This is a genomic window from Burkholderia sp. BCC1047 (assembly GCF_902833155.1).
GTDB lineage: Bacteria > Pseudomonadota > Gammaproteobacteria > Burkholderiales > Burkholderiaceae > Burkholderia > Burkholderia sola.
On record NZ_CADFEH010000017.1, the window covers coordinates 123,460 to 149,420 of the forward strand.

Below are 25,961 nucleotides of genomic sequence, written 5' to 3' on the forward strand. Positions count from 1 at the left end.
ATACATCGCGGCCGTGACCCACGGCCGCGATGCCACGAGATGCACGACCCGGTCGGCCTCCTGCATCAACGTGCGCAGGAACCGTCAGGCGGCCAGATGCGCAGCAAACCCCACCTTCCCCGGCGCGATCTCGTCCTTCAACGTCAGCGCCGGAATCTCGTAGTCGCCCGCGTTCTGCCGGCGGAACGGAATCGGCGGCGTGGTCCACAGCTCGTCGAGACGCTGGCCGAGCGCTGAACACGTTTCGTCGAAACGCGCGCCGTTCATCTTGCCCGTCCGGTAGATCACGAACGGCGGCAGCACGTCGAACCCCGGGTAATACAGCACGCCGTGCTGGATCGGGAACAGCAAGTCGTCGATCGGCCCGTTGATGCCGCGCGGGCTGTAGTGCGGTTCCCACCCGCCCGTCGTGACGACGATCATCGCCCGCTTGCCGGCCAGCGAACCTTCGCCGTAGCGGTCGCCCCAGTGCGTATCGGAATGCTCGCCGACGCCGTACGCAAAACCGTACGCATACACGCGCTCGAACCAGCCCTTCATGATCGCCGGCATCGAGAACCACCACAGCGGAAACTGCAGGATCACCGCGTCGGCCCACTTCAGCTTGTCCTGCTCGCGCGCGATGTCTTCGCGCTGCGTACCTTCCGCGAACGCGCGCTTCGAGTCGAGCGCGGGATCGAAGCGTGCGTCGGGCGCGCGATCGGTCACGTCGTTCTCATCCAGCACCGCCTTCCAGTTCATCGCATACAGGTCGCTCACCTGCACAGCGTGGCCGGCCGCCTCGAGATGCGCGACGGCGAAGTCGCGCAGCGCGCCGTTCAGCGAACGCGGTTCCGGATGGGCATACACGATCAGCACATTCATGTTCGTCACTCCGTGGATTGAATGACTGCAGGATGCCGCCTTCGACGGTATATTTGAAATGAATTCCTGATATTTCAGCTATAGCCATGAATAATCTCAGAAGGCTCGATCTGAACCTGCTCGTCACGCTGGACGTGCTGCTCGCCGAGCACAACGTCACGCGCGCGGCCGAGAAGCTGAACATGTCGCAGCCGTCGGTCAGCGTGCAGTTGCAGAAACTGCGCGACGTATTCGGCGATCCGCTGCTGCTGCCGGGGCCGCGCGGGATGCGGCCGACCGCACGCGCGGAAGCGCTGCGCGAGCCGTTGCGCGACGCGCTCGAAGCAGTCGAGCGCGCGGTGATCCCGGCCACGCCGTTCGATCCCGCGACCGCGACGAACACGTGGCGCGTGGCCGCGACCGACTACGGCGAATCGACAATCGTGCTGCCCGCGCTGCGCACGCTGCGTTCGACCGCGCCCGGCACGCGGCTGGCCGTCCTCGAGCTCGTGCCGCCGCGTATCGAGCAGGATACCGAACGAAACGGCATCGACCTGGTCTTCCACATGACCGAAGCGTCGCCGCCCGGCATGCGGCGCCTGCCGCTGTTCGTCGAGCGTTACGTGCTGATCGGCCGCGCCGATCACCCGAAGCTGAAGCGGCGCCCCACGCTCGCGCAGTTCAACATGCTCGAGCACGTGATCGTGTCGCCCGACGGCGGCGGCTTCTTCGGCGTGACGGACGAAGTACTCGCGAAGGTCGGGGCCGCGCGGCGCGTCGTGCTGTCGGTGCCGCACTTCCTGTTCGTGATGTCGGCGGTCGCGAGCACGGATCTCGTCGCGATGCTGCCCGAGCGGCTGGTGCGCGACGTGCCCGCGCTGCGCGTGGTGGACGCGCCGGTCGAGGTACCCGGCTATGAAATGTCGATGCTGTGGCACGAGCGCGTGCATCGCGATCCGGCGCATCGATGGTTGCGGGAGACGATCGCGGCGGCGGTCTGACACGCCGGTCGCGACGCGGCTGACATTTACTGTCATCGGGGGCTTGAAAGTCCACCAATCACTGTATATATTTACAGTGTTTCTGCGTCATTTGACCCGAATTCCGTCACCCCGAGACGGTCTTTAGTGAGGCGACCATGTTCCAGTCATCCGCATTCGATCCCGAGCAACCCGGCTTCAATCCCGTCCACTTCGAGCGCGCCGCACAGCGTGCGGTCGTCGATCTACAGCGTGTCGCGGGCGGCCCCGCGCAGCGAGCGCTCGGCCTGCGGCGCCGCACGCATCCGGCGGCCGTCCGCACGATGAGCTGGCAGGCGCTGCTGAACGTCGAAGAGCTGGCGTTCTCGAATCCCGGGTTCCTGAACCGCAACGATCCAGCCGTCGTCGACGCGTTCATCCGGCTGCGCGGCAGCCGGCTGGTCGCCGCGGATGTCGAGGAGCCGGTCGACTGGCGCCGCGACGATGATGACCTGCCGGCCATCTACCTGATCGTCAAGGCGATGCTCGAAGCGGAAGAGGAAGAGCGGGCCGAAGCGGCCTGAGCCGCGCCGGCCGATCGCCGCGGTCACGGCCTGCCGGGCTCGCGCCGCCACGTTGGGTGGTGGCGCGGTCGACGCTGCGGCTCGTTGCAGTCCTGCACCAGCGAATCGGCGCATCAGGCGGCGAGCCGCGAACCATCGCTCAAGCCGATTATCGCGACGCGACGAACGTTCCGAATGGCCGTCGCAGCGGCCGCCCGTTACAGCCGCGCCGCCAGTCGCGCGCCCTGATCGATCGCACGCTTCGCATCGAGTTCCGCGGCCAGTTCCGCGCCGCCGATCAGGTGCACCGAGCGCCCGGCGGCCTGCAGCGGCGCGAGCAACGCGCGCTGCGGCTCCTGCCCCGTGCAGAGCACGATCGTATCGGCTTCGATCAGTTCGTGATCGGTGCGCTGCTCGCCGTACGACACATGCAGCCCGCGCGCGTCGATCCGCTCGTAGTTCACGCCGCCGATCATCTTCACCTGCTTCATCTTCAGCGTCGCACGGTGAATCCAGCCGGTCGTCTTGCCGAGCCCCTTGCCGAGCGGCGCGGCCTTGCGCTGCAACAGCGTCACTTCCCGCGCCGGCGCCGACACCTGCGCACGCGTCACGCCGCCGCGCGTGGCGGCCGGGTCGGTCACGCCCCACTCGGCCTTCCATTCGTCCAGGTCGAGTGCCGGCGATTCGCCGTCCTGCACCAGATATTCGGCGACATCGAAGCCGATCCCGCCCGCGCCCACCACCGCGACCCGCCGGCCGACCGGCTGTTTGCCCGCGAGCACGTCGATATAGCTGAGCACGTTCGGCCCGTCCTGCCCCGGAATCTTCGGGTCGCGCGGCGCGACGCCGGTTGCCAGCACGATCTCGTCGTAGCCGCCCGCGATCAGGTCGCTCGCGTCGACGCGGCGGTTCAGGTGCAGCTTCACGCCGGTCAACTCGACCTGCCGGCCGAAGTAGCTCAACGCTTCGTGAAACTCCTCCTTGCCCGGAATCCGCTTCGCCATGTTGAACTGGCCGCCGATCTCGGCCGCGCCGTCGAACAGGTCGACCTGATGGCCGCGCTGCGCGAGCACGGTCGAGCACGCGAGGCCGGCCGGCCCCGCGCCGACCACCGCGATCCGCTTCGGCTGCGGCGCGGGCGTGTATTTCAGCTCCGTCTCGTGGCACGCACGCGGATTCAGCAGGCACGACGCAATCTTGTTCTTGAACGCGTGATCGAGGCACGCCTGGTTGCAGCCGATGCAGGTGTTGATCTCGTCGGCCCGCCCCTGCGCGGCCTTGACGACGAACTCGGCATCCGCGAGCAGCGGGCGCGCCATCGACACCATGTCCGCGCAACCGTCCGCGAGAATCTGCTCGGCCACTTCGGGCCGGTTGATCCGGTTGGTCGTCACGAGCGGGATGCCGACCTCGCCCTTCATCTTCTTCGTCACCCACGCGAACGCGCCGCGCGGCACCGACGTCGCGATCGTCGGCACGCGCGCCTCGTGCCAGCCGATCCCCGTGTTGATGATCGTCGCGCCCGCGCGCTCGACCGCCTTCGCGAGTTGCACGGTTTCGCTCCAGTCGCTGCCGTCCGGAATCAGGTCGAGCATCGACAGCCGGTAGATCAGGATGAAGTCGCGGCCGACCGCTTCGCGCGTGCGCTCGATGATCTCGATCGGCAAGCGGATGCGGTTCTCATACGACCCGCCCCACTGGTCGCTGCGCTTGTTCGTATGCATCGAGATGAACTGGTTGATCAGGTAGCCCTCGGAGCCCATGATCTCGACGCCGTCGTAACCGGCTTCGCGCGCGAGCGTCGCGCAGCGCACGAACGCGCGGATCTGCCGCTCGACGCCGCGCGCGCTCAGTTCGTGCGGTGCGAACGGCGAGATCGGCGACTTGATCTTCGACGGCGCGACCGCGAACGGGTGATAACCGTAGCGGCCCGTATGCAGGATTTGCAGTGCGATCTTGCCGTCCTCCGCATGCACGGCGCCCGTGATCTCGCGATGCCGGCGCGCGGCGGCCGACGTCATCAGCGTGCCGCCGAACGGCTTGGTCCAGCCGGCCACGTTCGGCGCGAAGCCGCCGGTCACGATCAGGCCGACCCCGCCGCGCGCGCGTTCGGCGAAATATTCGGCGAGGCGCGGCAGCGTCTTGCGGCTGTCCTCGAGGCCGGTGTGCATCGAGCCCATCAGCACGCGATTCTTCAGCGTCGTGAAACCAAGATCGAGCGGTGCGAGCAGGTGGGGAAAGGGTGTCGTCATGATGATTCGGCCAAGAAGCGATGCCTGCCATCGTAGGCGCGCGCCGCCTTGAACGTGAGGGGGCAAACAGCCATAATGCTTGTCATTTCCGGCCAAATCGACATGACTTCCCCGTCTCGCAAGGATCGCCTCGGGCTGCGCCGGCCGACGATTCCGGTCGCCTATCCGCGCCTGCTGCTGCAGGCGCTGGCCGCGCGCGGTGTCAATCTCGCCGCCGTGCGTGCCGGCACCGGCCTGCGCGACGCGGTGCTGGCCGAGCCGGACGCGCGCGTCGCGCCGTCGCAATGGGGGCGGCTCGTGCTCAACGCGATCGAAATCGGCGGCGATCCAGGCATCGGGTTCGCGTTCGGGCTGCTGCTGAAACCAACCGTGCACGGCTTTCTCGGCTATGCGACGCTGACCGCGCGGGACATCCGCGACGCGCTATCGGTCACGCAGCGCTACTTCCGGATGCGCAACCGCCAGTACCGGCTGACCTATGCGGAAGACGAACGCGGCGCGACGCTCGAACTGCACGGCGTGCAGGCGAACCCCGTGCTGCAGCATCACGTGATGTTCGAATTCGTGCTGACGGGGCTCGCGCAGAACATCTCGCAATGGTCCGGGCGCACGTCACCGCCGATCAGGCTGCAATTCGCGTGGCCGGAGCCCGCGTATTTCGCGCGCTATCGCGACCAGTTGCCGCCGGTGGCATTCGGCTGCGCGGCCAACGCGCTGTGGATTGCGCCCGACGTGCTCGACTGGCCGCTGCCGCTCGCCGACGAAGTCGCGCACCGGCAGGCGCTCGTGCAGGTCGAGCGCGAATATGCGCAGGTGCGGCAGGAGGAAGGCGATCTGGTCGGGCGCGTGCGGGCGGAACTGGCGCGCGCGGCCGGCGATTATCCGGGGCCGGACATGCTCGCCGACGCGCTGCTCGTGTCGACGCGCACGCTGCGACGCCGGCTGGAGGAAGCCGGGTCGAGCTATCGGCAATTGCTCGACGAAGCGCGGTTTCGTGATGCGAAGCAGTTGCTGGCCGCGTCGGATCTCGACCTGAAAACGATCGCCGAACGGCTGCAATTCACCGACCCGGCGAATTTCACGCGCGCGTTCCGGCGCTGGGCCGGACAGACGCCGAGTGCGTTTCGGGACGCGGCTGCGAGAGCGGCACGCGAGTGACGCGGGATGCGATCTGCACGAGATGCCTGGCCGCAATTTCATCGGTATGATCAATGACACACCGGTGCCTCGTCTTGCCTATGCGCAATCACACTACCCTGATCGAGTCGACGATCGACCGTATCGATACGAATCTCATCCGTATCGAAGCCGACATCAAAAAAGTGCCGCTTTACCGCGTGACGATGCAGGACGCCTGCTACTTCATCGCGGCCGGTGACGTCGACGCGGAAGCATTCAAGCAGATCGATCAATTGAAGCCCGGCATGGCGGTGCGCGCCTGCGTTTTCGAGGATCGTGGCCGTCGCGCAATCGCGTGGATCAGGAGCAACGACGTGGCGATTGCGCCTTACGATGCGCTCGCGCAGAAACAGCGCAACGTGTCGCTGCTCACCTGGACGTCGTGCATGCTGGTGCTGAGCCTCGCGATCGGCGCAGCCGCATTCGACTCGCACTGGGGGCTCATCGTGCCCTTGGCCCTGTTCGTGAGCATCGTCAGCGTATTGGGCGGCTTGCTGGCGCTCGCCGGCCTGTCCGACCTCATCTTCAAGCCACAGCGGCGCGAAGCACAGCAAAAGTGGCAATACGAGCCCACCCGTTTCACGATGGAACGGAGCACCACATGACTGATCGCTCGTTGCAAATCGCATCCGGTTGCGTGACATCGGTCGGCCAGAAGACCGTCAGTACGGAGGTCTGGAGCAACAACCTCGGCTGGACCACACAAGGCATCGAGGAGATCACGCTACAGCTCGATGCATTCGACACGCCGCTCGTGCTCAGGACGAACGGCACGCAGCGCCTGTTCATCGTCGCGGGTGACCGGCTGAATGTCGCCTATGCCGAAGGCGGGGATCGACTGGCCGTCTACGGCATCCGCAACACGACCGACGGCTCCGTCTATCTCGTGCGCCCCGCGAAAATCGCCGCCGCTCGAACCGATAGGTTCGTGATGCTGTTCAGTCTCATCGCCCTGGCCTTCGTCTTCGGCATCATGTCCGCGGTAGCGCGCAGCACGGACGGAATGGTCGACGCGATCGCGTGGTTCGGCGCAGTCGTGATCGGCCTGTTCGTGCTGAGCACGATCCTGCGCACCGCGTTCGGCCTGATTGTTTGGCCCGAAATCCGACGGCTCACGCAGCCCGGCGGCAAGCGCGAGATGAACGCCGCGAAGCACGCGCTGTCGCTCGCGAACACGGAGACGCGAAACATCCGCTTCCTCTGACGCGACGAGCGCTCGGTGTATCAGCGCCCGATATAAACCCGCGCGCCGCCGTCCCCCTCGCCCGCTTCGATCCGCACATCACCCGTGGCCGCGACGATCGCGTCATACACGTCATCGCTCACGCACACCACCGGCACCGCGATCGCATACAGCTCCGCGGCCACGATCGCGCCGATCGAGATGATCAGGTCGCGCTCCTTCAGCACGATCCCGACCGGCCCGGTGCCGTTGCGCACCGCTTCCGCGAGCACGCTGCTGCTCGAACTCGATCCCTTCGCGTGCGGCATCACCATCACCTTGCCGGCGAGGCTCGCGCCGGCCTGCGGATGCCCGCGATCGACGATCCTGCCCGCGCCCGAGTCGTAGCCGCCCCAGAAGCTGAGCGGCTTGTCGAGGACGAAAGGCCGCGCACACGCGCTGCCCGGCACGAGCGTGTCGCCCGTCAAGAATGTGCCCATCGCTTCAGTCATCGAATCGCACCTTGCCTTCGTACGCGGACCGCACGCATTCGCGCATGCTGCCGTACGCGACCGTCACGCCGATGTTCGCGGGCGCATACGACGCCCATTTCCCCGAGTTGGTCATCACGAGCCCCGACAACCGCTTCATCACCGGCGTGATGTACGTGCAGGTATCGACGACGATCTGCACGCCGCGCGCCGCGAATTTCTCCGCGAGGCCGGCTTCCTCCAGTTCCCACAGAATGAAGCGGCTCGTGTTCACGTAGAAATCGCAGGCCGGCTTGCCGTCGAACGCGTCGAGCAACGTGTCGAGCGTGCGGAATTCGGCCAGCGAGAAATGCGGCGTGCCGAGCGCGACCGCGACGAGCGCGTCGCCAGCCGCGCCGTGATTCAGCGTGCGACGAATCTCGTCGAGGTCGGCCATCGCGATATCGATCGTGCGCTGCGCGGCGCGGCCGTGCAACGCGGCGTCGAGCGTCGGCGCCTCGGGCGTTACGCCGACCGCATGGAACAGCGCGACGGCCCCGCTCGATGCGGCGGCCGCGCCGAGCGCCTTGAGTTCGTCCTCGGTGGTATCGGCCGGCAGCCCGACGATCGCCGGCACGACCGCGCCCGCGATCTTGCCGACCGCCAGACCGAGCGCGGCGAAATAGATGTCGCGCGACGGCAGGCCGGTGAAATCCGGCGCGTTGAACACGATCCGCGCGGCGCGGTTCGCGTCGACATGCAGCCCCGCATACGGTGCGCGCCCGGTGATCGCGGCGGCCAGGTCGAGAAAATCGCCGTAGCGGCTCGTGCGCGCGCCGAGCACCGAGTTCGCGAACACGATCGCATTCGATTCGGCCCACGCGATCTGCTCGCCCAGCGCGGGACGATGCTTCAGTTGATACGGCGCGCACGTGAAGCTCGATTCGCAGCCTAGCAGCACATGCGCGTCCATCAGGCGCTGCGCATCGCGCTGGATCGTGCGGTCGCCGTGGTACAGCTCGGGATGGATCAGGTCGAGCGAGCCGACGTTCAAGGTGGTCGGCACCGCGACCTTCGCGCCCGTCTCGACGAAATAGTCGACGAAGTCGAGGCTCGTCTGCCCGTGATACAGACAGCCGTCGATATGGGCAGACGTGATGTCGATCAGGTGCGGCGCGGACATCACTTGCGCGGTGCGCGCGACGATCCGCATCGCGCGGGCGACGCCGTCGCCGAAATCCCCGCGCAACATTGCGTCGTCGCGGTCACTCACCTGCAGCATCGGTTGCTCCTCGAGACGCGTACCGGCGACCGCGCCGGCTCGTGAATTCCGTCAGAGGACTCTACAACTGGAAATATAAACTGTCCAGATTTCGATCAAACCGGATATCAGAAAAACCAATTCTCTCCACCGGATGCTACAGAGGCGATCAATGGCTTGAATTCCGCACCAGTTGATCGCCACGCCGAACCGCCCACCTCGCCTCGCCTAACGTTCCGCCGTCAGGCTGAACAGCTCCGCGCGCAACGCCTTCGCGCGATCGCGGCCGAACTGGGTGTCGAATTCGTCCTGCGCGGCCTGCCACGCGACCAACGCCCGCGCGAACGTGCGCTCGCCGAGCTTCGTGAGATGGAGCGCATGCGCGCGCGCATCGTGCTCGGACGCCGCCGTCGCGACGAAACCGTCGCGCTGCAGCGGCTTCAGCGCACGCAGCAGGGTCGTGCGATCCATCACGAGCGCATCGGCGAGTTCGCTCATCAGCAGGCCGGGCCGGCGTTTGAGGTTCACCATGATCGAGAACTGGGCCGGCGTGACGCCGACCGGGGCCAGATGGCGTTCGTACAGTTGCGTGACGAAGCGCGCCGCCTGACGCAGCGCGAGGCAGTTGCACGCGTCGGAAATAGGAATGTCGTTCATGTTTCCGAATCTATATGTGCATATGCATAAAGTCAATGTACACTCCGCCGTAACATGGCCATGGCCGGCCATCGCGTCAAGGAGACGGACATGGACTACATCGACAAGCTGCGCATCTTCCGGTCGGTGGTGGAGATGCGCAGCTTCACGCGCGCCGCCGACATGCACGGCCTCGCGCGGCCGGTCGTCTCGCGCGCGGTCGCGGATCTGGAGGCGCGTTTCGGCAGCCGGCTGCTGCACCGGACCACGCGCCAGGTGTCGCTGACCGAAACGGCCGAGCGCATCTACGAGCGGTGCGCGGCCGTGCTCGACGAGCTCGACGCGCTCGAAGTGGAAGCGCAGACGCATACGCGCGAGCCCGAAGGGCTGCTGCGCCTCGTCGCGCATACGACGGCCGCGCTGAACCGGCTCGTGCCGCTGATCGCCGGCTTCAAGCGCGCGCATCCGAACGTGCGCCTCGACGTCACGCTGACCGAGCGTCCGGTCGATCTGGTCGGCGAAGGCTACGACATCGGCATCGTCGTGCCGTACATGCTGACGAGCGAATCGACCGTCGTGCGGCTGGTCGAGCGCATTCCGGTCGTGATCGTCGCGACGCCCGCGTATCTGCAAGCGCATGCGCGCCCCGAGACGCCGGCCGACCTTGCCAATCATCCGTTCGTGCCGATCTCGCCGTCGCTGCGCCGGCCGGCGCTGTCGTTCCGTGTCGACGGCAACATGCTGACCGTGCCGTTCCGCTTCGACATCTCGTCGAACAGCCCCGTCTTCAACCGCGAAATGGTGATGCACGACTTCGGCATCGGCGTCGTCCCGAAAACGCTCGTCGAGGCCCAACTCGCGTCGGGCGCGCTCGTGCAGCTGCTGGAAGACGCCGATCTCGTCGATGCGTTCGTCGAAATCAAGCTCGCGTACGCGAACCGCTCGCTGCTGCCCGCGAAGGTGAAGGCGTTCATCGACTACACGGCTGCGTACTGCGACCGCGAAGGCTGGAGCGTTCCGGCGGCGGCGTGACGGGGCGCGAGCGCGCCGTTCCGACGCCGATTGGTACAGCCACGACACCAATCTGATCCTGTCCCGCCGCTCGCTTCACGCCGTCCCGCCCCCTAACATGTGCACATGCACAAGACCACGCTCACCGATGACGATTGCTTCGCGGTCCGGCAAGCCGCCCGGCGGATCTCGCAGTTCTACGAGCGTTACCTGTCGCGGGCGGGTGTGACGCCGTCGCAGTACAGCATCCTCGCACTGCTGCGCGAGCGGCCCGGCCTGACGATGGCGACGCTGTCGAACGTGCTGGTGATCGAACGCACCGCGCTGCTGCGCGCGCTCAAGCCGCTCGTCGGCGCGGCGCTGGTGACGGGGCGGATCGACCCGCCATGCCGCGGTCAGACGTTTGCACTGACCACACACGGCGAAACGAAGGTGGCCGACGCGCACGTGCACTGGCTCGCCGCACAGGAAGCGTTCGAGCGGCGCTTCGGGTCGACGCAGGCGGCCCGCCTCAGAGACGAATTGTTCCGGATCACGCACAACCTGCCGGAACGCTAACCCTTTTCCCGATCGGCACGACGTCGTCGATCGCTTTGATTAGTGCATATACATAGGTGAAACGATGGATACGACCCAAGCCGCTGCCTCGTCACGCGAAGCAGCCACAACCGAGCGGCCCGCGAAGCAACGACGCCGCGTGCCGTGGATGCGCATCGCGGTGGGCGCCGTCGTCGTCGTGGTCGCGGCCGCCGCGCTAGACTGGCTGTTCGTGCTGCGCTTTCAGGAAAGCACCGACGACGCGTATGTCGGCGGCGACGTGACGGTGCTCGCGCCGAAGGTCAACGGCTTCGTCGACAAGATTCTCGTGACCGACAACCAGCGCGTGAAGGCCGGCGACGTGCTCGTGCAGCTCGATGCGCGCGACTACGACGCGAAGCTCGCGCAGGCCAGCGCCGAAGTCGACAGCGCGCGCTCCGCCGTGACCGAACTCGAAGCGAAGCAGCAACTGCAATTCGCGGTAATCGGCCAGCACGCGGCGGACAAGAACGCGTCGTCGGCCGAACTGACGCGCGCCGCATCGGACCGCGTCCGCTACCGCGAGCTCGTGAAATCGGACGCCGTATCGAACCAGATCGTCGAGCGCGCGGACGCCGATTATTCGAAGGCCGGCGCGGCCGTCGAACGCAGCGACGCCGCGCTGCTCGCGTCGAAGCGCCAGCTCGACGTGCTCGGCGCGCAGCTCGCCGATGCGCGGGCTCGCGTAAACACCGCGCTCGCCGCGCAGCGCGTCGCGGCGCTCAACGTCGAATACACGACGATCCATTCGCCGGTCGACGGCTACGTCGGCAACCGCACGGGCCGCGTCGGGATGCTCGCGAACGTTGGCGTGCCGCTGCTGACCGTCGTGCCGGCCTCCGGCCTGTGGATCGACGCGAACTTCAAGGAAGACCAGCTTCGCAAGATGCGCGCGGGCGACCGCGTCGACGTCGCGCTCGATGCGTCGAGCACGCGCCTGCATGGCCGCGTCGACAGCCTCGCGCCCGCGACCGGCGCGACCTTCAGCGTGCTGCCGCCCGAGAACGCGACCGGCAACTTCACGAAAATCGTCCAGCGCGTGCCCGTGCGCGTGCATCTCGATCCGCAGCCCGGTATCGAGCACGTGCTGCGCCCCGGCCTGTCCGCGGTCGTGACCGTGCATACCGACCACCAGCACTGAGCGGGAGCCGACGATGACCACCGCGTTTTCCGGCGACCCCGCGTCGCAACCGACCAGGCAGCGCGTGTTCGCGTTCGCGCTGATGTGCGTCGGCTTCTTCATGGCGACGCTCGACATCCAGATCGTCGCATCGTCGCTGCGCGACATCGGCGGCGGGCTGTCCGCGAGCCAGGACGAATTGTCGTGGGTGCAGACCGCGTACCTGATCGCCGAGATCATCGTGATCCCGATGTCGGGCTGGCTGTCGAAGGTGATGTCGACGCGCTGGCTGTTCGTCGCATCGGCCGTCGGTTTCACGATCACCAGCATGCTGTGCGGGCTCGCGTGGGACATCAACTCGATGATCCTGTTCCGCGGCCTGCAGGGCGCGCTCGGCGCCGCGATGATCCCGACCGTGTTCACCACCGCGTTCGTGCTGTTCCCCGGCAAGCAGCGGCTGATCGCATCGACGACCATCGGCGCGCTCGCGTCGCTCGCGCCGGCGATCGGCCCCGTGATCGGCGGCTGGATCACCGACCAATGGTCGTGGCACTGGCTGTTCTACCTGAACCTCGTGCCGGGCATCGCGGTGGCCGCGCTCGTGCCGCGCTACGTGCATATCGACGCGCCCGATCTCAGCCTCATCAAGCGCGGCGACTATCTCGGCATCGTGCTGATGTCGGGCTTCCTCGGCTGCCTCGAATACGTGCTCGAGGAAGGCCCGCGCAAGAACTGGTTCGGCGACGATGCGATCGTGATCTGCGCGTGGATCTCCGGCATCTGCGGCTTCCTGTTCATCGTGCACGCGCTGACCGCGAAAGATCCGATCGTCGACCTGCGCGCGCTCGCGGTGCGCAACTTCGGAATCGGCAGCCTGCTGTCGTTCGTGACCGGCATCGGGATTTTCGTGACCGTGTTCCTCACGCCGCTGTTTCTCGCGCAGGTGCGTGCGTTCAGCTCGCTGCAGATCGGCATCGCGCTGCTGTCGGTCGGCGCGTTCCAGTTGATCGCGCTGTGCGCGTATGCGTTCGCCGCGCGCTACGTCAGCATGCGTGCACTGCTCGTGTTCGGGCTGATCTGCTTCGGCCTCGGCTGCTACCTGTACACGCCGATCACGCACGACTGGGGCTGGCGGGAACTGCTGCTGCCGCAGGCGCTGCGCGGTATCGGCCAGCAGTTCAGCGTGCCGCCGATCGTGACGATGGCGCTCGGCTCGCTGCCGCAGTCGCGACTGAAATCGGCGAGCGGGTTGTTCAACCTGATGCGCAACCTCGGCGGCGCGATCGGTATCGCGGTGAGCGCGACGATGCTCAACGACCGGCTGAATTTTCATTACCTGCGGCTAAACGAGCACGTGAGCGCCGGGGAACCGCAGGTCGGATCGCTGCTCGACCGCCAGGCCGCGTACTGGGGATCGGTGGCCGGCAATACGCTGAATACCGCGCAGGCCGGGCTCGCGAACCTGCATCGGCTGATCTATCGCGAAGCGCTGACGCTCACCTATGCGGATGCGTACTACGCGCTGTCGCTGTGCTTCGTCGTCGCACTGCTTGCCGTCGTGTTTTCCAAACCCATTACGTTGAACGCGCCGCCGCCGGACGCGCACTGAGGCCCACGGATCATCATCATGAAAAAGTTACTCGTCGCGCTGGCCGTCAGCGCATTCGCCACCGGGTGCGCGGTGCAGCCCGCGCAGCATCCAGCGTTGAACGAATCGGTTCAGACGCTTGCGCCCACCGCATGGGATACCGACGTGCCGCGCGCGGACATCGATGCTGCCGCCTGGTGGGCGCAATTCCACGACCCCGTGCTCGACCGGCTGATCGCGACCGTGCTCGACGGCAACCTCGATCTGCAGGCCGCCGCCGAACGCGTGAAGCAGGCGCAGGCGCTGACCGTGCAGAAGCGCGCGGCGCTGCTGCCCGAACTCGACGCGACCGCGCATGCGGCCGACGCGCGGCAGAACACGCCGCCGCCGCTCGGTTATGTGCGGCAGGCTGGTGCGGGGCTCGCGCTGAGCTGGTCGCCCGATGTGTTCGGCGGCGAACGGCTCGATTTGCTGGCCGCTCAAGCGGAGTTGGTCGGGCAGAAGCATGCAGAGGATGCGATGCGCCTCGCGCTTGCTGCGGATGCGGCATCCGCGTATGTCGATCTGCGCTGGGCGCAGCAGGAATTGAAGATCCTGCAGGACAACGCGAAGATCCGGCAGCATGCGCTCGAACTCACGCGCAAACGGCAGGCGTTCGGGCTGTCGACGGAACTCGACGTGACCCGCGCGCAGAACCAGCTCGATGCGCTCGAAGCCAGGATTCCGCCGACGCAGGCGCAGATTTCGCATCAGCTGAATCTGATCGCCGTATATTCGGGGCGCACGCCGGAATCGGTCGATCGACTCGTGCTGGCGCAGGCCGGCGAGATTCCCGCGCCGCCGATTGGCGCGCCGGGGACGTTGCCTTCGCAAGCATTGTTGCGGCGGCCCGATGTGCTGACTGCCTACGCTCAAGTCGAGCGGCGTGCGGCACAAGTGGGCGTGGCGAAGGCCGAGCGGTATCCGAAGTTTTCGTTGAACCTGACGGACGGGATTCTCGCGGCTTCGTATCTCGGGTTGCCGACATTGACCGATAACCTGTTCAGCGCGGCGCTGAGTGCGACGAGCCCGATCTTCAACGCGGGACGGATTACCGCCGATATCTCGCAGAGCGAAAGCCGGATGCGCGAATCCGAACTCGGGTTGCGGCAGACGATGCTGCAAGCGTTGCGGGAAGTCGAGGATGCGCGCGCGAATCTCGTCGGTGCCGATGAGGCGACGCGGCGACTCGATAGTGCATTGGCGGCTTCCGATAAAGCGCTCGGGTTGGCGAATCAGCTTTATAAGGGTGGCGCGACGGACTTTCTGGACGTGCTGTCGGCGCAGGAAGTGTATCTACGCGATTCGGATTCGCTCAATCAGGTCAAGCGCGAGCACGCGCTGGCGGCGGTGGCGTTGTATCGGTCGCTTGGGGGTGGGTGGAGCCGGAACGATGCGGCGGGCGGGCCGCCGACGGAAACCGAGGCCGTAGCGAAAAACTAGGCGCCGCACCCGATGCGAAGTCAGCCGCCCGGACACGCACCCCACTGCGGCTCGTCCGGCACGCATCCGGCCCCAGCCCGGTCAGCGCTGGATCGGCCCGCCGCGCCGGTAGAGCAAGCCGCCCCGGCGGGGGGAACGGGACAACTTCTAGGCGGCCACCCGTGTCGCGAGTAAACTGACAGAAGGAGCAAACCGCGAGGGTCGGCGCCGCCCCGGAAGGGCCGCGCGCATCTTCGTGAGCATCGAAGGCGCCGGCGATGACGTCAGTCATCGGCGCAACGAACTCCCCGGATGCGACGGATACCCGCCTGGCATCCGCGAGACCTCAACTCAAAGGGACCGTTCAAGATTGAATACGAGCGCACCGCCGCCCCGCCCCGCGGACGATCAACCGGAGTCGGGCACCAAAGCCGGCACACCGGAATACGTCTACCTCGGGCGGCAACCGATTCTGGACCGCAGCGGAGCGTTGATCGCATTCGAACTATTGTTCCGCTCGGGGACAGCCAATCGCGCCCACATCACGGATGACGCTGCCGCCACCGCGCAGGTCATCGGAAGACTCATCGGGGATATCGGCCTCACCGCCGCACTGGGCGATCGCACGGGTTATGTGAACATCGATCGAACGGTGCTGATGTCCGACATCGTCTGGTTGTTGCCGCATGGACGCTTCGTACTCGAAATCCTCGAAACGGTGGCGTTCGACGACGCGCTCTGCAAGCGCTGTAGCGAACTGCGGCGCGCGGGCTACCGGCTCGCGCTGGACGATGTTTCCGAGGTTTCCCCCGCCTGTTCGAATTTCTCCCTTACGTCGATATCGTCAAGATCGATTTTCTCGAATGTCCGCGCGAGCACCTTGCCGAACTGATCGGCACCGTCAAGCAGCACGGGAAGATGTCGGTCGCCGAGAAAATCGAAACGCCGGAGGACCATGGTGCCGCGATGCAAGCGGGCTTCGAACTGTTTCAAGGCTACTACTTCGCGAAACCGCAGGTGCTGACATCGCGGCGCGTCACGCCATCGCGCGACGCGCTGCTGCGCCTGCTCGTGCTTCTGGGCGGCGAACCGGAGATCGTGGAACTCGAAGCCGAACTCAAGCGCATTCCGAACCTCGTCATTCCCCTTCTGATGCTGCTCAATTCGAGCGCGGTGGGGCTCAGCCAGCCCGTTTCATCACTGCGCGAGGCGATCATGCTGGTCGGCACGCGGCAAATTACGCGCTGGACCCAGTTGCTCCTGTTTGCCGACGAGCGCCTGGATGCGTTGCGCTCCGATCCGCTGGCGCAGCTATGCGGCGCGCGGGCGCGATTCATGGAACTGGCCGCGGGCCGGCTGCGGCCCGACGATGACCGGTTCGCCGCTACCGCGTTCATTGCGGGCGTGTTCTCACTCGTTCATGTGCTGTTCGGCAGCACGATCGAGGACGTCGTCACGACGACGCCGATTCACGCCGATATCCGGCGGGCACTGCTCGAACGACATGGCGAGCTGGGTTGGCTCTTGAACGCCAGCGAGGCAGCGGAATCGGGGGACTTCGACGTCATCCGCGCAGCGTGCAATACATTGCCGATCTTCACCCCGAACGACCTGACCACGCTCTGGCTCGCTGCCACCACGTGGTACGACGATCAAGTGCGCGGGCTACCCGCATACCGCCCTCAGTAAGCCTTGCAATGGGCGGCGCGACGGCCGCGCCGTCAATCTCGCCCAGCCCGCAGCCGCTCGACTTGCCGACGTACGGCCCGAATGGGGTCATCGCACTCAACTCTTGGCCGAATCTGCCGTTAACTCAGGGCGGCGGCCCGTGCGCGGGCGGTGGGCCGGCGTGCGGTTTCGCCGGACAACCGGGCATCGATTCCGCGTGGGCGAGTTCGATGAGTGCGCAACCCGTCGAGGCGAGCAAGATCATGCCTTGCCGGCCGGCGCGGGCGCGCCCGAAGGTGGCCGGACCGAAGCGCGCCGGCAAGGATTTTTCGTCTTGGTCAGAGAATGTACCCGAACAGCTACGATGTTCCGATTGCGCGCCTCGTCGCGCGCCAGATTCTGTCCTGCGCACCCGCCACGCCGGTGCGGGAGGCCGCGCGACGCATGTTCGCCGAACGGTGCAGCTCGATCGTCGTGATGAAGGAGGAACAGGTCGTCGGGATCTGGACCGAGCATGATGCGCTGTCGGCCGGCGACAATCCGGGCGAGCTCGATCGGCCGGTCAGCGAGGTGATGAGCCATCCGGTGCTGACGCTCGAGGCCGACACGCCACTCGGTGAAGCCGCGATGAAGTTCAAGCAGTCGGGCGTGCGGCACTTCGTGGTGGTGCGGGATGGCGCCGCGATCGGCGTGCTGACGCAAACCGACGTCGTCGTGAACCAGGGCCCGGAATTTTTCCTGCACCTGAAGCCGATCGAGTCGATCCGCGTCCATCCGCCCGTCGTGGTGCCCGAGCAGGCCGGACTGCACGACGTCATCGCACAGATGCGCGCGCAACGGCTCGATGCGATCCTCGTCGGCTACGACGACGGCGAGCACGGCATCCTGACCGAACGCGACATCGTCCGGCTGCTGGCGGACGGCGGCGCCCAAGGCGCGGTCGGCGCCCATGCGAGCAGGCCGCTGCAGATGCTGACCGCCAGCCAAAGCCTGTATGCGGCGCAGCGCTTCATGACCGAACACAACATGCGGCATGTCGGCATCCGGGACGAGGATGGCCGGCTGACCGGGCTGCTCTGCTTCGCGGACGTGCTGCAGAGCATCGAGCACGAATACGCGAACGAGCTGCGCAGCGCGTTGCGCGAGCGCGACGAAGCGCTGGGGCTCGCACGCTTCAACCTGCGCATGGCGGATCGCGTGTTCGAATCGGCACTCGAAGGCATCATGGTGACCGACCGGCGCGCGCGGATCGAGCGCGTCAACCAGGCGTTCACGCGCCTGACCGGGTACAGCGAGGACGAAGTGATCGGGCGCAACCCGGGCTTGCTGAGTTCCGGGCGCCAGACGCCCGATTTCTACAAGCAGTTGTGGCATTCGCTCACGACCGATGGCCACTGGCAAGGCGAAATCTGGAATCGCCGCAAGACCGGCGAGCTGTTTCTCGAATACCTGACGATCACCAGCATTCGCGACAGCGCAGGCGAGATCTCTCACTACGCGGCGATCTTTTCCGACATCACGCAGCGGCGCCAGGCGGAGGAGCGGCTGGGTTACCTCGCCACGCACGACGTGCTCACCAATCTCGCGAACCGGATGCTGTTCGAGGAGCGGCTCGCGCACGCGATCAGCCATGCGAAGCGGTTCGGTCGCAAGGTCGCGGTGATGTACCTCGATCTCGACCGCTTCAAGCTGATCAACGATACGCTCGGCCACAACGCCGGCGACGAGGTGCTGAAGACGGTCGCCGAGCGCATCGTCGCCAATGTGCGCGCGAACGACACGGTCGCGCGCATGGGCGGCGACGAATTCGCGCTCGTGCTCGAGGAGATCGACGACGTTCGCGACGTGGGCCGCGTCGCGCGCAAGCTGCTGGACGAAGTGGGACGGGCGATCGATATCGGCGATCGCCAGATCTTCGTGACGCCCAGCATCGGCATCAGCATCTATCCGGACGATGGCACCGCGGCGGAGGACTTGATCCTGCTCGCGGACCAGGCCATGTACGGCGCGAAGAGCCGCGGCAGGAACGTGTTCCAGTTCTTCGAAAGCAAGATGACGTCGTCGGCGATCGAGCAACTGGAGACGCTCGGCGAATTGCATCGCGCGCTCGAGCAGAACGAATTCCGCCTGTTCTACCAGCCGCAATACGATCTGGCGAGCGGCCGGATCGTCGGCGTGGAAGCGCTGCTGCGCTGGCTGCATCCGCATCGCGGCCTGGTGCCGCCGGGTGACTTCATCGGGCTGGCGGAGCGATCCGCGCTGATCGTCCCGATCGGCAAATGGGTGCTGCACGAAGCCTGCCGACAGGCGCGCCGCTGGCTCGACGAGGGCTTCGAGTTCGGGCGGGTGTCGGTGAACGTATCGGCACGGCAGTGCTTTACCGACCACTTTCTCAGCGACCTGACGACCATTCTCAGCGAAACCGCGTTGCCGGCCGAATACCTGCAGCTCGAGTTGCTCGAAAGCATGGCGATGAACACCCGCGAGGAAATCGGCATCCTGCTGCGCGAACTGGCGACGCGGGGAATCAGCCTGGCGATCGACGATTTCGGCACGGGCTATTCGTCGCTGGTGTATCTGAAGGATCTGCCCGTCGATACGCTGAAGATCGACCGGTCGTTCCTCACGAACTGCGGTTCGGGCAGCACGGACGACGCGATCGTGCGCGCGATCGTGGCGATGGGGCGTGCGCTGGGGCTCGATGTCGTGATGGAGGGCGTCGAGACGGCCAGGCAGTTGGCCTTCCTGCAGGAGATCGGCTGCCACCAGGGGCAGGGTTTCCTGTTCGCGCGGCCGCAGCCCGCCGAGCAGCTGGTCGGCATCTCGTCGCGCCGCGGCGCTGAACTGCTGACGGAGTGAGGCGGTCGTGGGGCGCGTCGTGTAGTACGACATGCCGGCTCGACAGGTTGGCAGTAGCGGGAATGGCGTTGTTTGCTGCCTTGCGTGTGCTGCCGCACGCTCACTCGGTGGACGGCCAGCGGTAGCCGATCACTTCGTTCAACGGATACGCGAGTTCGCGCACTTCTTCCAGTTGATTACCGCCGAACAGGTGAACATATTCGGCATCGTGACGCAGGTAGAAACCGACGTGCCCTTTCCAGCTCGTCGGATCGTCGCGCGTCAGGATCGCGATGCAGCCATAGACCGGGCGCTCCAGCGGTTTGCCCCATTCGAGCCACGAGCGTGCAAGCGCGGAGCCGGTGCCGCGGAATCCGGCGTGCGCCATGCACCAGTTCACGAACGACGAGCACCAGGAAATCTTGTCGTCGTAGCCGATCAGGTTCGTCTGGTTGTTGTATTCGACGATGCGCGGGTTGATGCTGCCCGGCGGGTGGCGGCGGATGCCGAGTTCGGCCAGCGCGACGGGCATCCACGGCGGATGGACGGCTTTCACTTTGCTCTCAGGGTTTGATAGGGTCACGTCGTTCTCGGGTACGTGTCGGTGTTGTTTCGCTCAATCTTCGCACGATTGAATAGGGCGAATCCACAGCTGCCTTCGCAGGGTTGCGATTTTCGTCGGGCTCACCCGTATCATGGAGGCAGCGCCCTCGACTCCCTGCCCGCCATGCGCATCACGCCCCTGCCGCCTCTTCAGTGCCTCATCGCGTTCGAAGCCGCCGTGCGGCATGCGAGTTTCACGAAAGCCGCCGCCGAACTGCACCTGACCCAAAGCGCGATCAGCCGCCAGATCCAGCAGCTCGAGGAATTCCTCGGCCGCTCGCTGTTCGTGCGCGAACACCGTTCGCTGCGGCTGACGATCGCGGGCGAACAATACGCGGCCCAGGTCCACCACCTGCTCACGCAATGCGCGGAAGCCACGCACGACGTGATGAAACCGTACGGCGATCTCGAACTGACGATCGCGTGCTCGTCCGGCGTCGCGCTGCTGTGGCTCACGCCGCGGCTACCGAACTTCCGCGCCACGTATCCGAACATTAAGCTGCGCCTGATCGTGCGCGACGGCCTGGCATCGATGTCGCCCGCGGAATTCGACGTCGGCGTCTACTACGTGCGCCAGCAGGCGCCGGCCGAATACACCGCACGCCGGTTGTTCGACGAAGAAGTGTTCCCCGTCTGCGCGCCCGGCTATCTGGCCGGCCGCACGCTCGATGCGGCCGATCTCGCGAACGAAACGCTGCTGCGCCTCGAAGACGGCCAGCGCCAATGGATGTCGTGGTCCGAATGGTTCGACCTGAACGACGTCGACCGGCAGAAGGCGCAGCCGCAGGACATCACGATCAACTCGTATCCGCAGATCGTGCAGATGACGATTCTCGGTCAAGGCGTGTCGCTCGGCTGGCGTTACATGATCGACGCATGCATCGAGGCCGGGCTGCTCGTGCGCGTGACGGAAGCGTCCGCGAGCCACGGCGGCGGCTATTACGTGATCTCGCCGAACGACCGCGCGCAGAACCAGGCCGCCCGCCTGTTCACCCGCTGGCTGTTCGAACAGGCGGAGCAGCAGACCGCGCGCTGAATACCCCCGAGCGCGACGCATGCGTGCAGCGCATGCAGGCATGCGAATCTTTCGTTTCAGAAAAAAATCCGGCTGTCCTTAGCATGGGATTCACGCGGGGCAGCCGTCCCGTCTTCTGACCAAGGAAGAGACCATGCAAGGAACGCTTTCCCCGCGCGCCGCGCCTTCCGTCGATGCGGCGGTGCAACAGCGCCGCCGCGCCATCGTCGCGACCGTGATCGGCAACGGCCTCGAATGGTTCGACTTCACCGTCTACAGCTTCTTCGCGGTGATCATCGCGAAGCTGTTCTTCCCGACCGGCAACGAATTGACGTCCGTGCTGCTCACCGTCGCGACGTTCGGCGTGGGCTTCTTCATGCGGCCGGTGGGCGGCATCGTGCTCGGCGTCTATGCCGACAAGGTCGGACGCAAGGCCGCGCTGTCGCTCACGATCCTGCTGATGGCGGCCGGCACCGCGTTGATCGGGATCGCGCCGACCTACGAACAGGCCGGCATCGCCGCGCCGCTCCTGATCGTCGTCGCGCGGCTGCTGCAAGGCTTCTCGGCCGGCGGCGAGATGGGCGGCGCCACCGCGTTCCTCACCGAATACGCGCCCCCGGAGAAGCGCGCGTATTACTCGAGCTGGATCCAGTCGAGCATCGGCTTCGCGGTGCTGCTCGGTGCGGCGACCGGCACGTTCGTCACGACGTCGCTCGACACGCAGGCGCTGCATAGCTGGGGCTGGCGGCTGCCGTTCCTGCTCGGGATCATCGTCGGGCCGGTCGGCTACTTCATTCGCAGCCATATCGACGAGACGCCCGCGTTCAGCGCCGTCGAATCGCAGGCGAAGGAAAGTTCGCCGCTGAAGGAAGTGCTGCACACGTATCCGCGCGAGACGTTCGCGAGTTTCTCGATGGTCATCCTGTGGACCGTCTGCACCTACGTGCTGCTGTTCTACATGCCGACCTATTCCGTGCGCACGCTGCATCTGCCGCAATCGACCGGCTTCACGGCCGGCATGGTCGGCGGGCTGATGATCATGTGCTGCTCGCCGATCGTCGGGCGACTCGCCGACGCGTGGGGACGGCGCGTGTTCCTGTCCGGCGCGGCGCTCGCGATCCTCGTGCTCGCGTGGCCGATGTTCTCGTGGATCAACCATGCGCCCGGGTTCGCGTCGCTGATCGTGTTCCAGGCCGTGTTCGGCGTGCTGATCGCGGCCTATACGGGGCCGATCCTCGCGGCGTTCGCGGAGCTGTTTCCGACCAAGGTGCTGTCGACCGGGTTATCCGTTGCGTACAACTTCGCGGTGACGATCTTCGGCGGGTTCGCGCCGTTCCTGATCACGTGGCTCATCGCCCGCACCGGCAGCAACATGGCGCCCGCGTTCTACGTGATGCTCGCGGCAGCCGTCAGTTTCGTCGGCACGCGCTTCGTGAAGGATGCGAAGCGTGCGGCCGCAACGACTCGATAAGGATTTTTACCCATGACCATTACCGTGCTTCAAGGCGGCAACGTGCTCGATCTCGAACGAGGCGTGTTGCTCGAACATCATCATGTCGTGATCGAAGGCGAGCGGATCGTCGAAATCACCGATCGGCCGGTGGATTTGCCGAATGCGCAGGTGATCGACGTGCGCGGCAAGACCGTGATGCCGGGGTTCATCGATTGCCATGTGCATGTGCTGGCGTCGAGTGCGAATCTTGGGGCGAATGCGACGCAGCCGAATATTCTCGCGGCGATTCGGTCGCTGCCGATTCTCGATGCGATGTTGTCGCGTGGGTTTACCAGTGTGCGGGATGCGGGGGGCGCGGATTGGGGTTTGATGCAGGCCGTTGAGACCGGGCTGATTCCGGGGCCGCGGATTTTTCCGTCGGGGAAGGCGTTGTCGCAGACTGGTGGGCATGGGGATTTCCGGCCTCGGGGCGATGTGCTGGAGCCTTGCTCCTGCTGTTTCCGGACGGGGGCGATTGCGCGGGTCGTCGATGGTGTCGAAGGGGTGCGGCTCGCCGTGCGTGAGGAGATTCAGAAAGGCGCGACGCAGATCAAGATCATGGCGTCAGGCGGCGTGGCTTCGCCGACCGATCCGATCGCGAACACGCAGTATTCGGAGGATGAGATTCGGGCGATCGTTGATGAGGCCGAGGCCGCGAATACTTATGTGATGGCGCATGCGTATACGGGGCGGGCGATTGAGCGGGCTGTGAGGTGCGGCGTGCGGACGATCGAGCATGGGAATCTTGTGGATGAGGCGGCTGCGATGCTTATGCATGAGCGGGGGGCGTTTGTGGTGCCTACGCTGGTGACTTATGACGCGTTGGCTAAACATGGGGCGGAGTTTGGGATGCCGGCGGACTCCATCGCGAAGGTGGCCTCCGTGCAGCAGAAAGGACGCGAGTCGCTTGAGATCTATGCAAAGGCCGGCGTGAAGATGGGGTTCGGGTCGGACCTGCTCGGCGAGATGCACGCGTTTCAGTCCGGGGAGTTTCGGATTCGGGCGGAGGTGCTGGGGAATCTGGAGGCGCTTAGGGCGGCGACGACGGTGGCGGCGGAGATTGTGAATATGACCGGGGAGCTTGGGGTCGTTGCGGTTGGGGCGATCGCCGATCTCGTCGTGCTCGATGGGAATCCGCTCGAGGATATCGGAGTCGTGGCCGATGAAGGCGCGCGGGTCGAGTATGTGTTGCAGCGGGGGGCGGTTGTGAAGCGGCGGGTTGGCGGGCGGTGATTTGACGCCATTCGGGTATTTCGGCAGGCGCGGTGCGACCTCACGGGCCTTGCGGTCGTGACAGTTGTTGAAGGTCGCTAGAGGTGTGAATCGCGGTGTTCGTGGCAATGGCCGGGGCGGTGGCGCCCCGGCGGTCAGTCGTGTTCATGCAACGCCTGCGCTCCACTCGCTAGAGCCGCATCAAGCGGCCCTTGCAGGTGTTAGAGCGGCGACGGTCCCCGGTCAGGATCGTGGTACGGCTGCTCTCGCAGCGCCAACTGGCTGTAATCCGGCGTGATCGTGATCGTCCGGTCAACGTCGCTGACCCTCAGGTACACGCGGTCGCCCGGCTTGAAGCCGAAGATCTTGAAGTTGATATCGATCGCCTTCATCCACGGCAGGTACGGCCAGCCACGCTTGGGAAGGTCCGGGTAGTTGCGCAGGACCAGCTCAAACGTCTTCTGCATGTTGACGGGTTTGTTCTTTCTACGACGTGGCTTAGTATTGGCGTCAGCCATTTCCGACTCCTCATCTGAGTTGGTGGTGGTCAGCGGGTCGTATGGGTTGCCGCCCATGCGGCCCGCGCTTCTTTGTTGCCTTGGGTTTCCCCTTTTTTCTCCCCTCTCGCTGTGTCTTGTTGGGCAAGACGGCTTTATTTCGACCATCGGTTCGGAGAGGGCTGCGTTCAGCTTCCGATGGTGAGAAGCAAGGCTTCATGACCAGTGTAGTCGGGCTGGCATCTCAGAAATGGGGAAATGAGGGGGATTGGCCGTTAGGTATAGATCTGCACACGGTCCGGCAGCCATCCCCATAGCGCACCGAGATACCGCTCGCCTCGCGAGCTCCGGCACTCGACGGATTCAGTAATCCTTGGTGTGACGCAGGTTCCGGAAATACAGGGGCAAGTCCAAACAGACTGGCATCCGCCGTGGCGGAAGGAAAACTTAACGCAACGTCCGGGTTGGTTGACCACTACAATACGATATGGCTGGAATCGAGAAAATTGTGCACCACAGCAAACAATTGACTGGAGGAGAAGGCGTGGACCAGGAGCTAGTTCTGCCAATATACTCTAGTAGGTATGCTCGTTACACGGCTTGCTGTTGCTGATACAAGTTATAAATATTTTTCGGGGAGCGCTGAATTGTCGGGTGACCAAAATATGCTTGAGCGCAGGCTGCTCGAACAGAAGAATAAATATCGGGGGTTGGTATCAAAATTCAAGTCAAAGGCTTACGCCCCTGACCGTGCGATGTCACCGACGATGCGGTTTAGATCGAACCTGCTGCAGCTTTTGCTCGACTCCCGTGCAGTCCTGCATCCGTCGTCTTTTTCGTCGTTCAACGAGTGGGTGGTCGGACAAAACGCCAAGCAGTTGCCTGAGCTACTTCGTTCGCCAATAGGCTTTGAGGAGTTGAGTGGCGTAAAGGAAGCGACGGCCGTACCTATTGAGGTCGAGCTTCACTGGGTATCCGAGCGCATTCGCTCCAACAGCCACGGAATAAATCTATTCCGGGCATATGTTGAGGCGATCGAAGCCTTCGCGTTCTCTGGCGATTTTGAAACTTCAATATCGATGTTGCAGAAACTCGAATTCGACACCGGTGTGAGCCTGTGGTCAGTGCAACTGCGAATCGCATTGGAGCAGCAAGCAGGTGGTCTTGAGCGTCAAAAGCGCTATGCAACAGAGGTGCGGTCGATCTATAAACGAGGTTTGCTCGCGTTTATTGCGTTTAACACAAGCGTTAGAAATGAAGAACGCACGACTGTTTCGAAGTACCGGGATGATATCAGAGCCAAACTTGACAGACATCGGTACTATGCCGATAGTGTAAAGACATACATGCGCTATCGGTTGGCATTTGAGATGCCTGGCAACGAAGAAGGCCTCGCAGATATACTAAGGATAGAACAAAGTCACAATCTCGTCGATCTATACGAGGGATTTCTCTCTGTTGACCTGCTCCCCGCGTTTAGTACGGTGACGGTGTAGAGTCCGTTCCAGAGAGGAACGGCAATGAAAAAGCGATTCACCGAAGAACAAATCATCGG

At 65.0% G+C, this 25,961-nt stretch carries 24 protein-coding genes; 17 read left to right on the forward strand and 7 right to left on the reverse strand.

The features are described from left to right. Positions 1-84: 84 nt before the first annotated feature. On the reverse strand, positions 85-864 hold the full coding sequence (locus HWX55_RS18945) for an NAD(P)H-dependent oxidoreductase (RefSeq protein WP_175976826.1): 780 nt from the start codon (positions 862-864) through the stop codon (positions 85-87). 86 nt (positions 865-950) lie between these two features. Here HWX55_RS18945 and HWX55_RS18950 point away from each other — a divergent pair, with 86 nt between their 5' ends. Together HWX55_RS18950 and HWX55_RS18955 are read left to right on the forward strand one after the other, a co-directional pair. After that, positions 951-1,844 (forward strand): LysR family transcriptional regulator, encoded by an 894-nt coding sequence (locus HWX55_RS18950; RefSeq protein WP_175976827.1) that lies wholly within the window; start codon positions 951-953, stop codon positions 1,842-1,844. Positions 1,845-1,981: 137 nt separating this feature from the next. Further along, positions 1,982-2,386, forward strand: coding sequence for a DUF2471 family protein (locus tag HWX55_RS18955; RefSeq protein WP_175976828.1), 405 nt, complete (start codon positions 1,982-1,984; stop codon positions 2,384-2,386). A gap of 197 nt (positions 2,387-2,583) precedes the next feature. Here the strand turns inward: HWX55_RS18955 and HWX55_RS18960 are convergent, their stop codons facing one another. Continuing rightward, positions 2,584-4,617: an NADPH-dependent 2,4-dienoyl-CoA reductase gene (locus HWX55_RS18960; RefSeq protein ID WP_175976829.1), complete on the reverse strand. Its 2,034-nt coding sequence runs from the start codon at positions 4,615-4,617 to the stop codon at positions 2,584-2,586. 75 nt (positions 4,618-4,692) lie between these two features. Here HWX55_RS18960 and HWX55_RS18965 point away from each other — a divergent pair, with 75 nt between their 5' ends. The 3 genes from HWX55_RS18965 (at position 4,693) to HWX55_RS18975 (ending at position 7,000) form a co-directional block, all read left to right on the forward strand. Beyond that, positions 4,693-5,775: an AraC family transcriptional regulator gene (locus HWX55_RS18965; RefSeq protein WP_175976830.1), complete on the forward strand. Its 1,083-nt coding sequence runs from the start codon at positions 4,693-4,695 to the stop codon at positions 5,773-5,775. An 80-nt stretch (positions 5,776-5,855) separates the two neighbouring features. Then, positions 5,856-6,401, forward strand: coding sequence for a hypothetical protein (locus HWX55_RS18970; RefSeq protein ID WP_175976831.1), 546 nt, complete (start codon positions 5,856-5,858; stop codon positions 6,399-6,401). Then, positions 6,398-7,000, forward strand: coding sequence for a hypothetical protein (locus HWX55_RS18975; protein WP_175976832.1), 603 nt, complete (start codon positions 6,398-6,400; stop codon positions 6,998-7,000). Before HWX55_RS18970 ends, HWX55_RS18975 begins: the two co-directional genes overlap by 4 nt. 20 nt (positions 7,001-7,020) lie before the next feature. Here HWX55_RS18975 and HWX55_RS18980 read toward each other — a convergent pair whose 3' ends face one another. From HWX55_RS18980 to HWX55_RS18990, 3 genes are all read right to left on the reverse strand, one after another. Then, positions 7,021-7,470 (reverse strand): DUF126 domain-containing protein, encoded by a 450-nt coding sequence (locus HWX55_RS18980; protein WP_175976833.1) that lies wholly within the window; start codon positions 7,468-7,470, stop codon positions 7,021-7,023. Further along, on the reverse strand, positions 7,463-8,710 hold the full coding sequence (locus HWX55_RS18985) for an aconitase X (protein ID WP_175976834.1): 1,248 nt from the start codon (positions 8,708-8,710) through the stop codon (positions 7,463-7,465). Before HWX55_RS18985 ends, HWX55_RS18980 begins: the two co-directional genes overlap by 8 nt. A gap of 207 nt (positions 8,711-8,917) precedes the next feature. Next, the gene (locus tag HWX55_RS18990) at positions 8,918-9,346 is read right to left on the reverse strand and encodes a MarR family winged helix-turn-helix transcriptional regulator (RefSeq protein ID WP_175976835.1); all 429 of its coding nucleotides are present in this window, start codon (positions 9,344-9,346) and stop codon (positions 8,918-8,920) included. A gap of 90 nt (positions 9,347-9,436) precedes the next feature. Here HWX55_RS18990 and HWX55_RS18995 point away from each other — a divergent pair, with 90 nt between their 5' ends. The 8 genes from HWX55_RS18995 to HWX55_RS19030 all read left to right on the forward strand — a co-directional run bounded on the left by HWX55_RS18995 (position 9,437) and on the right by HWX55_RS19030 (position 19,608). Beyond that, positions 9,437-10,357: a LysR family transcriptional regulator gene (locus tag HWX55_RS18995; protein ID WP_175976836.1), complete on the forward strand. Its 921-nt coding sequence runs from the start codon at positions 9,437-9,439 to the stop codon at positions 10,355-10,357. A gap of 105 nt (positions 10,358-10,462) precedes the next feature. Then, a complete protein-coding gene (locus tag HWX55_RS19000) occupies positions 10,463-10,894 on the forward strand; it encodes a MarR family winged helix-turn-helix transcriptional regulator (RefSeq protein WP_175976837.1) in 432 nt (143 codons plus the stop codon). Positions 10,895-10,958: 64 nt separating this feature from the next. Next, positions 10,959-12,053 (forward strand): HlyD family secretion protein, encoded by a 1,095-nt coding sequence (locus tag HWX55_RS19005; RefSeq protein ID WP_175976838.1) that lies wholly within the window; start codon positions 10,959-10,961, stop codon positions 12,051-12,053. 13 nt (positions 12,054-12,066) lie between these two features. Continuing rightward, positions 12,067-13,641 carry a DHA2 family efflux MFS transporter permease subunit gene (locus tag HWX55_RS19010; protein WP_175976839.1) on the forward strand — a complete coding sequence of 525 codons (1,575 nt, stop codon included), beginning with the start codon at positions 12,067-12,069 and terminating at the stop codon, positions 13,639-13,641. 18 nt (positions 13,642-13,659) lie between these two features. Beyond that, positions 13,660-15,102, forward strand: coding sequence for an efflux transporter outer membrane subunit (locus HWX55_RS19015; protein WP_175976840.1), 1,443 nt, complete (start codon positions 13,660-13,662; stop codon positions 15,100-15,102). A 235-nt stretch (positions 15,103-15,337) separates the two neighbouring features. Further along, positions 15,338-15,973 carry a hypothetical protein gene (locus HWX55_RS19020; RefSeq protein WP_175976841.1) on the forward strand — a complete coding sequence of 212 codons (636 nt, stop codon included), beginning with the start codon at positions 15,338-15,340 and terminating at the stop codon, positions 15,971-15,973. Between the two features lie 26 nt (positions 15,974-15,999). Beyond that, positions 16,000-16,770 (forward strand): HDOD domain-containing protein, encoded by a 771-nt coding sequence (locus HWX55_RS19025; protein WP_175976851.1) that lies wholly within the window; start codon positions 16,000-16,002, stop codon positions 16,768-16,770. Positions 16,771-17,094: 324 nt separating this feature from the next. Further along, complete coding sequence (locus tag HWX55_RS19030; RefSeq protein ID WP_175976842.1) at positions 17,095-19,608, forward strand: EAL domain-containing protein; 2,514 nt, start codon at positions 17,095-17,097, stop codon at positions 19,606-19,608. 100 nt (positions 19,609-19,708) lie between these two features. Here the strand turns inward: HWX55_RS19030 and HWX55_RS19035 are convergent, their stop codons facing one another. After that, the gene (locus HWX55_RS19035; RefSeq protein WP_175976852.1) at positions 19,709-20,119 is read right to left on the reverse strand and encodes a TIGR02594 family protein; all 411 of its coding nucleotides are present in this window, start codon (positions 20,117-20,119) and stop codon (positions 19,709-19,711) included. A 195-nt stretch (positions 20,120-20,314) separates the two neighbouring features. Between HWX55_RS19035 and HWX55_RS19040 the strand changes: the two genes are divergently transcribed. The 3 genes from HWX55_RS19040 (at position 20,315) to HWX55_RS19050 (ending at position 23,930) form a co-directional block, all read left to right on the forward strand. Next, the gene (locus HWX55_RS19040; protein ID WP_175976843.1) at positions 20,315-21,226 is read left to right on the forward strand and encodes a LysR substrate-binding domain-containing protein; all 912 of its coding nucleotides are present in this window, start codon (positions 20,315-20,317) and stop codon (positions 21,224-21,226) included. Between the two features lie 133 nt (positions 21,227-21,359). Beyond that, positions 21,360-22,676 (forward strand): MFS transporter, encoded by a 1,317-nt coding sequence (locus tag HWX55_RS19045; protein ID WP_175976844.1) that lies wholly within the window; start codon positions 21,360-21,362, stop codon positions 22,674-22,676. A gap of 12 nt (positions 22,677-22,688) precedes the next feature. Further along, complete coding sequence (locus HWX55_RS19050; protein ID WP_175976845.1) at positions 22,689-23,930, forward strand: amidohydrolase family protein; 1,242 nt, start codon at positions 22,689-22,691, stop codon at positions 23,928-23,930. 200 nt (positions 23,931-24,130) lie between these two features. On the opposite strand, the gene HWX55_RS19055 is transcribed toward HWX55_RS19050, so the two are convergent. Further along, on the reverse strand, positions 24,131-24,484 hold the full coding sequence (locus HWX55_RS19055; RefSeq protein WP_244140596.1) for a hypothetical protein: 354 nt from the start codon (positions 24,482-24,484) through the stop codon (positions 24,131-24,133). Positions 24,485-24,990: 506 nt separating this feature from the next. Between HWX55_RS19055 and HWX55_RS19060 the strand changes: the two genes are divergently transcribed. Further along, on the forward strand, positions 24,991-25,902 hold the full coding sequence (locus HWX55_RS19060; RefSeq protein WP_175976846.1) for a hypothetical protein: 912 nt from the start codon (positions 24,991-24,993) through the stop codon (positions 25,900-25,902). Positions 25,903-25,961: the final 59 nt, after the last annotated feature.

Coding starts and splice junctions, on each gene's coding strand:
- HWX55_RS18945 (WP_175976826.1), bottom strand. CDS start 864: ATGAATGTGCTGATCGTGTATGCCCATCCGGAACCGCGTTCGCTGAAC.
- HWX55_RS18950 (WP_175976827.1), top strand. CDS start 951: ATGAATAATCTCAGAAGGCTCGATCTGAACCTGCTCGTCACGCTGGAC.
- HWX55_RS18955 (WP_175976828.1), top strand. CDS start 1,982: ATGTTCCAGTCATCCGCATTCGATCCCGAGCAACCCGGCTTCAATCCC.
- HWX55_RS18960 (WP_175976829.1), bottom strand. CDS start 4,617: ATGACGACACCCTTTCCCCACCTGCTCGCACCGCTCGATCTTGGTTTC.
- HWX55_RS18965 (WP_175976830.1), top strand. CDS start 4,693: ATGCTTGTCATTTCCGGCCAAATCGACATGACTTCCCCGTCTCGCAAG.
- HWX55_RS18970 (WP_175976831.1), top strand. CDS start 5,856: ATGCGCAATCACACTACCCTGATCGAGTCGACGATCGACCGTATCGAT.
- HWX55_RS18975 (WP_175976832.1), top strand. CDS start 6,398: ATGACTGATCGCTCGTTGCAAATCGCATCCGGTTGCGTGACATCGGTC.
- HWX55_RS18980 (WP_175976833.1), bottom strand. CDS start 7,470: ATGACTGAAGCGATGGGCACATTCTTGACGGGCGACACGCTCGTGCCG.
- HWX55_RS18985 (WP_175976834.1), bottom strand. CDS start 8,710: ATGCTGCAGGTGAGTGACCGCGACGACGCAATGTTGCGCGGGGATTTC.
- HWX55_RS18990 (WP_175976835.1), bottom strand. CDS start 9,346: ATGAACGACATTCCTATTTCCGACGCGTGCAACTGCCTCGCGCTGCGT.
- HWX55_RS18995 (WP_175976836.1), top strand. CDS start 9,437: ATGGACTACATCGACAAGCTGCGCATCTTCCGGTCGGTGGTGGAGATG.
- HWX55_RS19000 (WP_175976837.1), top strand. CDS start 10,463: ATGCACAAGACCACGCTCACCGATGACGATTGCTTCGCGGTCCGGCAA.
- HWX55_RS19005 (WP_175976838.1), top strand. CDS start 10,959: ATGGATACGACCCAAGCCGCTGCCTCGTCACGCGAAGCAGCCACAACC.
- HWX55_RS19010 (WP_175976839.1), top strand. CDS start 12,067: ATGACCACCGCGTTTTCCGGCGACCCCGCGTCGCAACCGACCAGGCAG.
- HWX55_RS19015 (WP_175976840.1), top strand. CDS start 13,660: ATGAAAAAGTTACTCGTCGCGCTGGCCGTCAGCGCATTCGCCACCGGG.
- HWX55_RS19025 (WP_175976851.1), top strand. CDS start 16,000: ATGTCGGTCGCCGAGAAAATCGAAACGCCGGAGGACCATGGTGCCGCG.
- HWX55_RS19030 (WP_175976842.1), top strand. CDS start 17,095: ATGTACCCGAACAGCTACGATGTTCCGATTGCGCGCCTCGTCGCGCGC.
- HWX55_RS19035 (WP_175976852.1), bottom strand. CDS start 20,119: ATGCCCGTCGCGCTGGCCGAACTCGGCATCCGCCGCCACCCGCCGGGC.
- HWX55_RS19040 (WP_175976843.1), top strand. CDS start 20,315: ATGCGCATCACGCCCCTGCCGCCTCTTCAGTGCCTCATCGCGTTCGAA.
- HWX55_RS19045 (WP_175976844.1), top strand. CDS start 21,360: ATGCAAGGAACGCTTTCCCCGCGCGCCGCGCCTTCCGTCGATGCGGCG.
- HWX55_RS19050 (WP_175976845.1), top strand. CDS start 22,689: ATGACCATTACCGTGCTTCAAGGCGGCAACGTGCTCGATCTCGAACGA.
- HWX55_RS19055 (WP_244140596.1), bottom strand. CDS start 24,484: ATGGGCGGCAACCCATACGACCCGCTGACCACCACCAACTCAGATGAG.
- HWX55_RS19060 (WP_175976846.1), top strand. CDS start 24,991: ATGCTCGTTACACGGCTTGCTGTTGCTGATACAAGTTATAAATATTTT.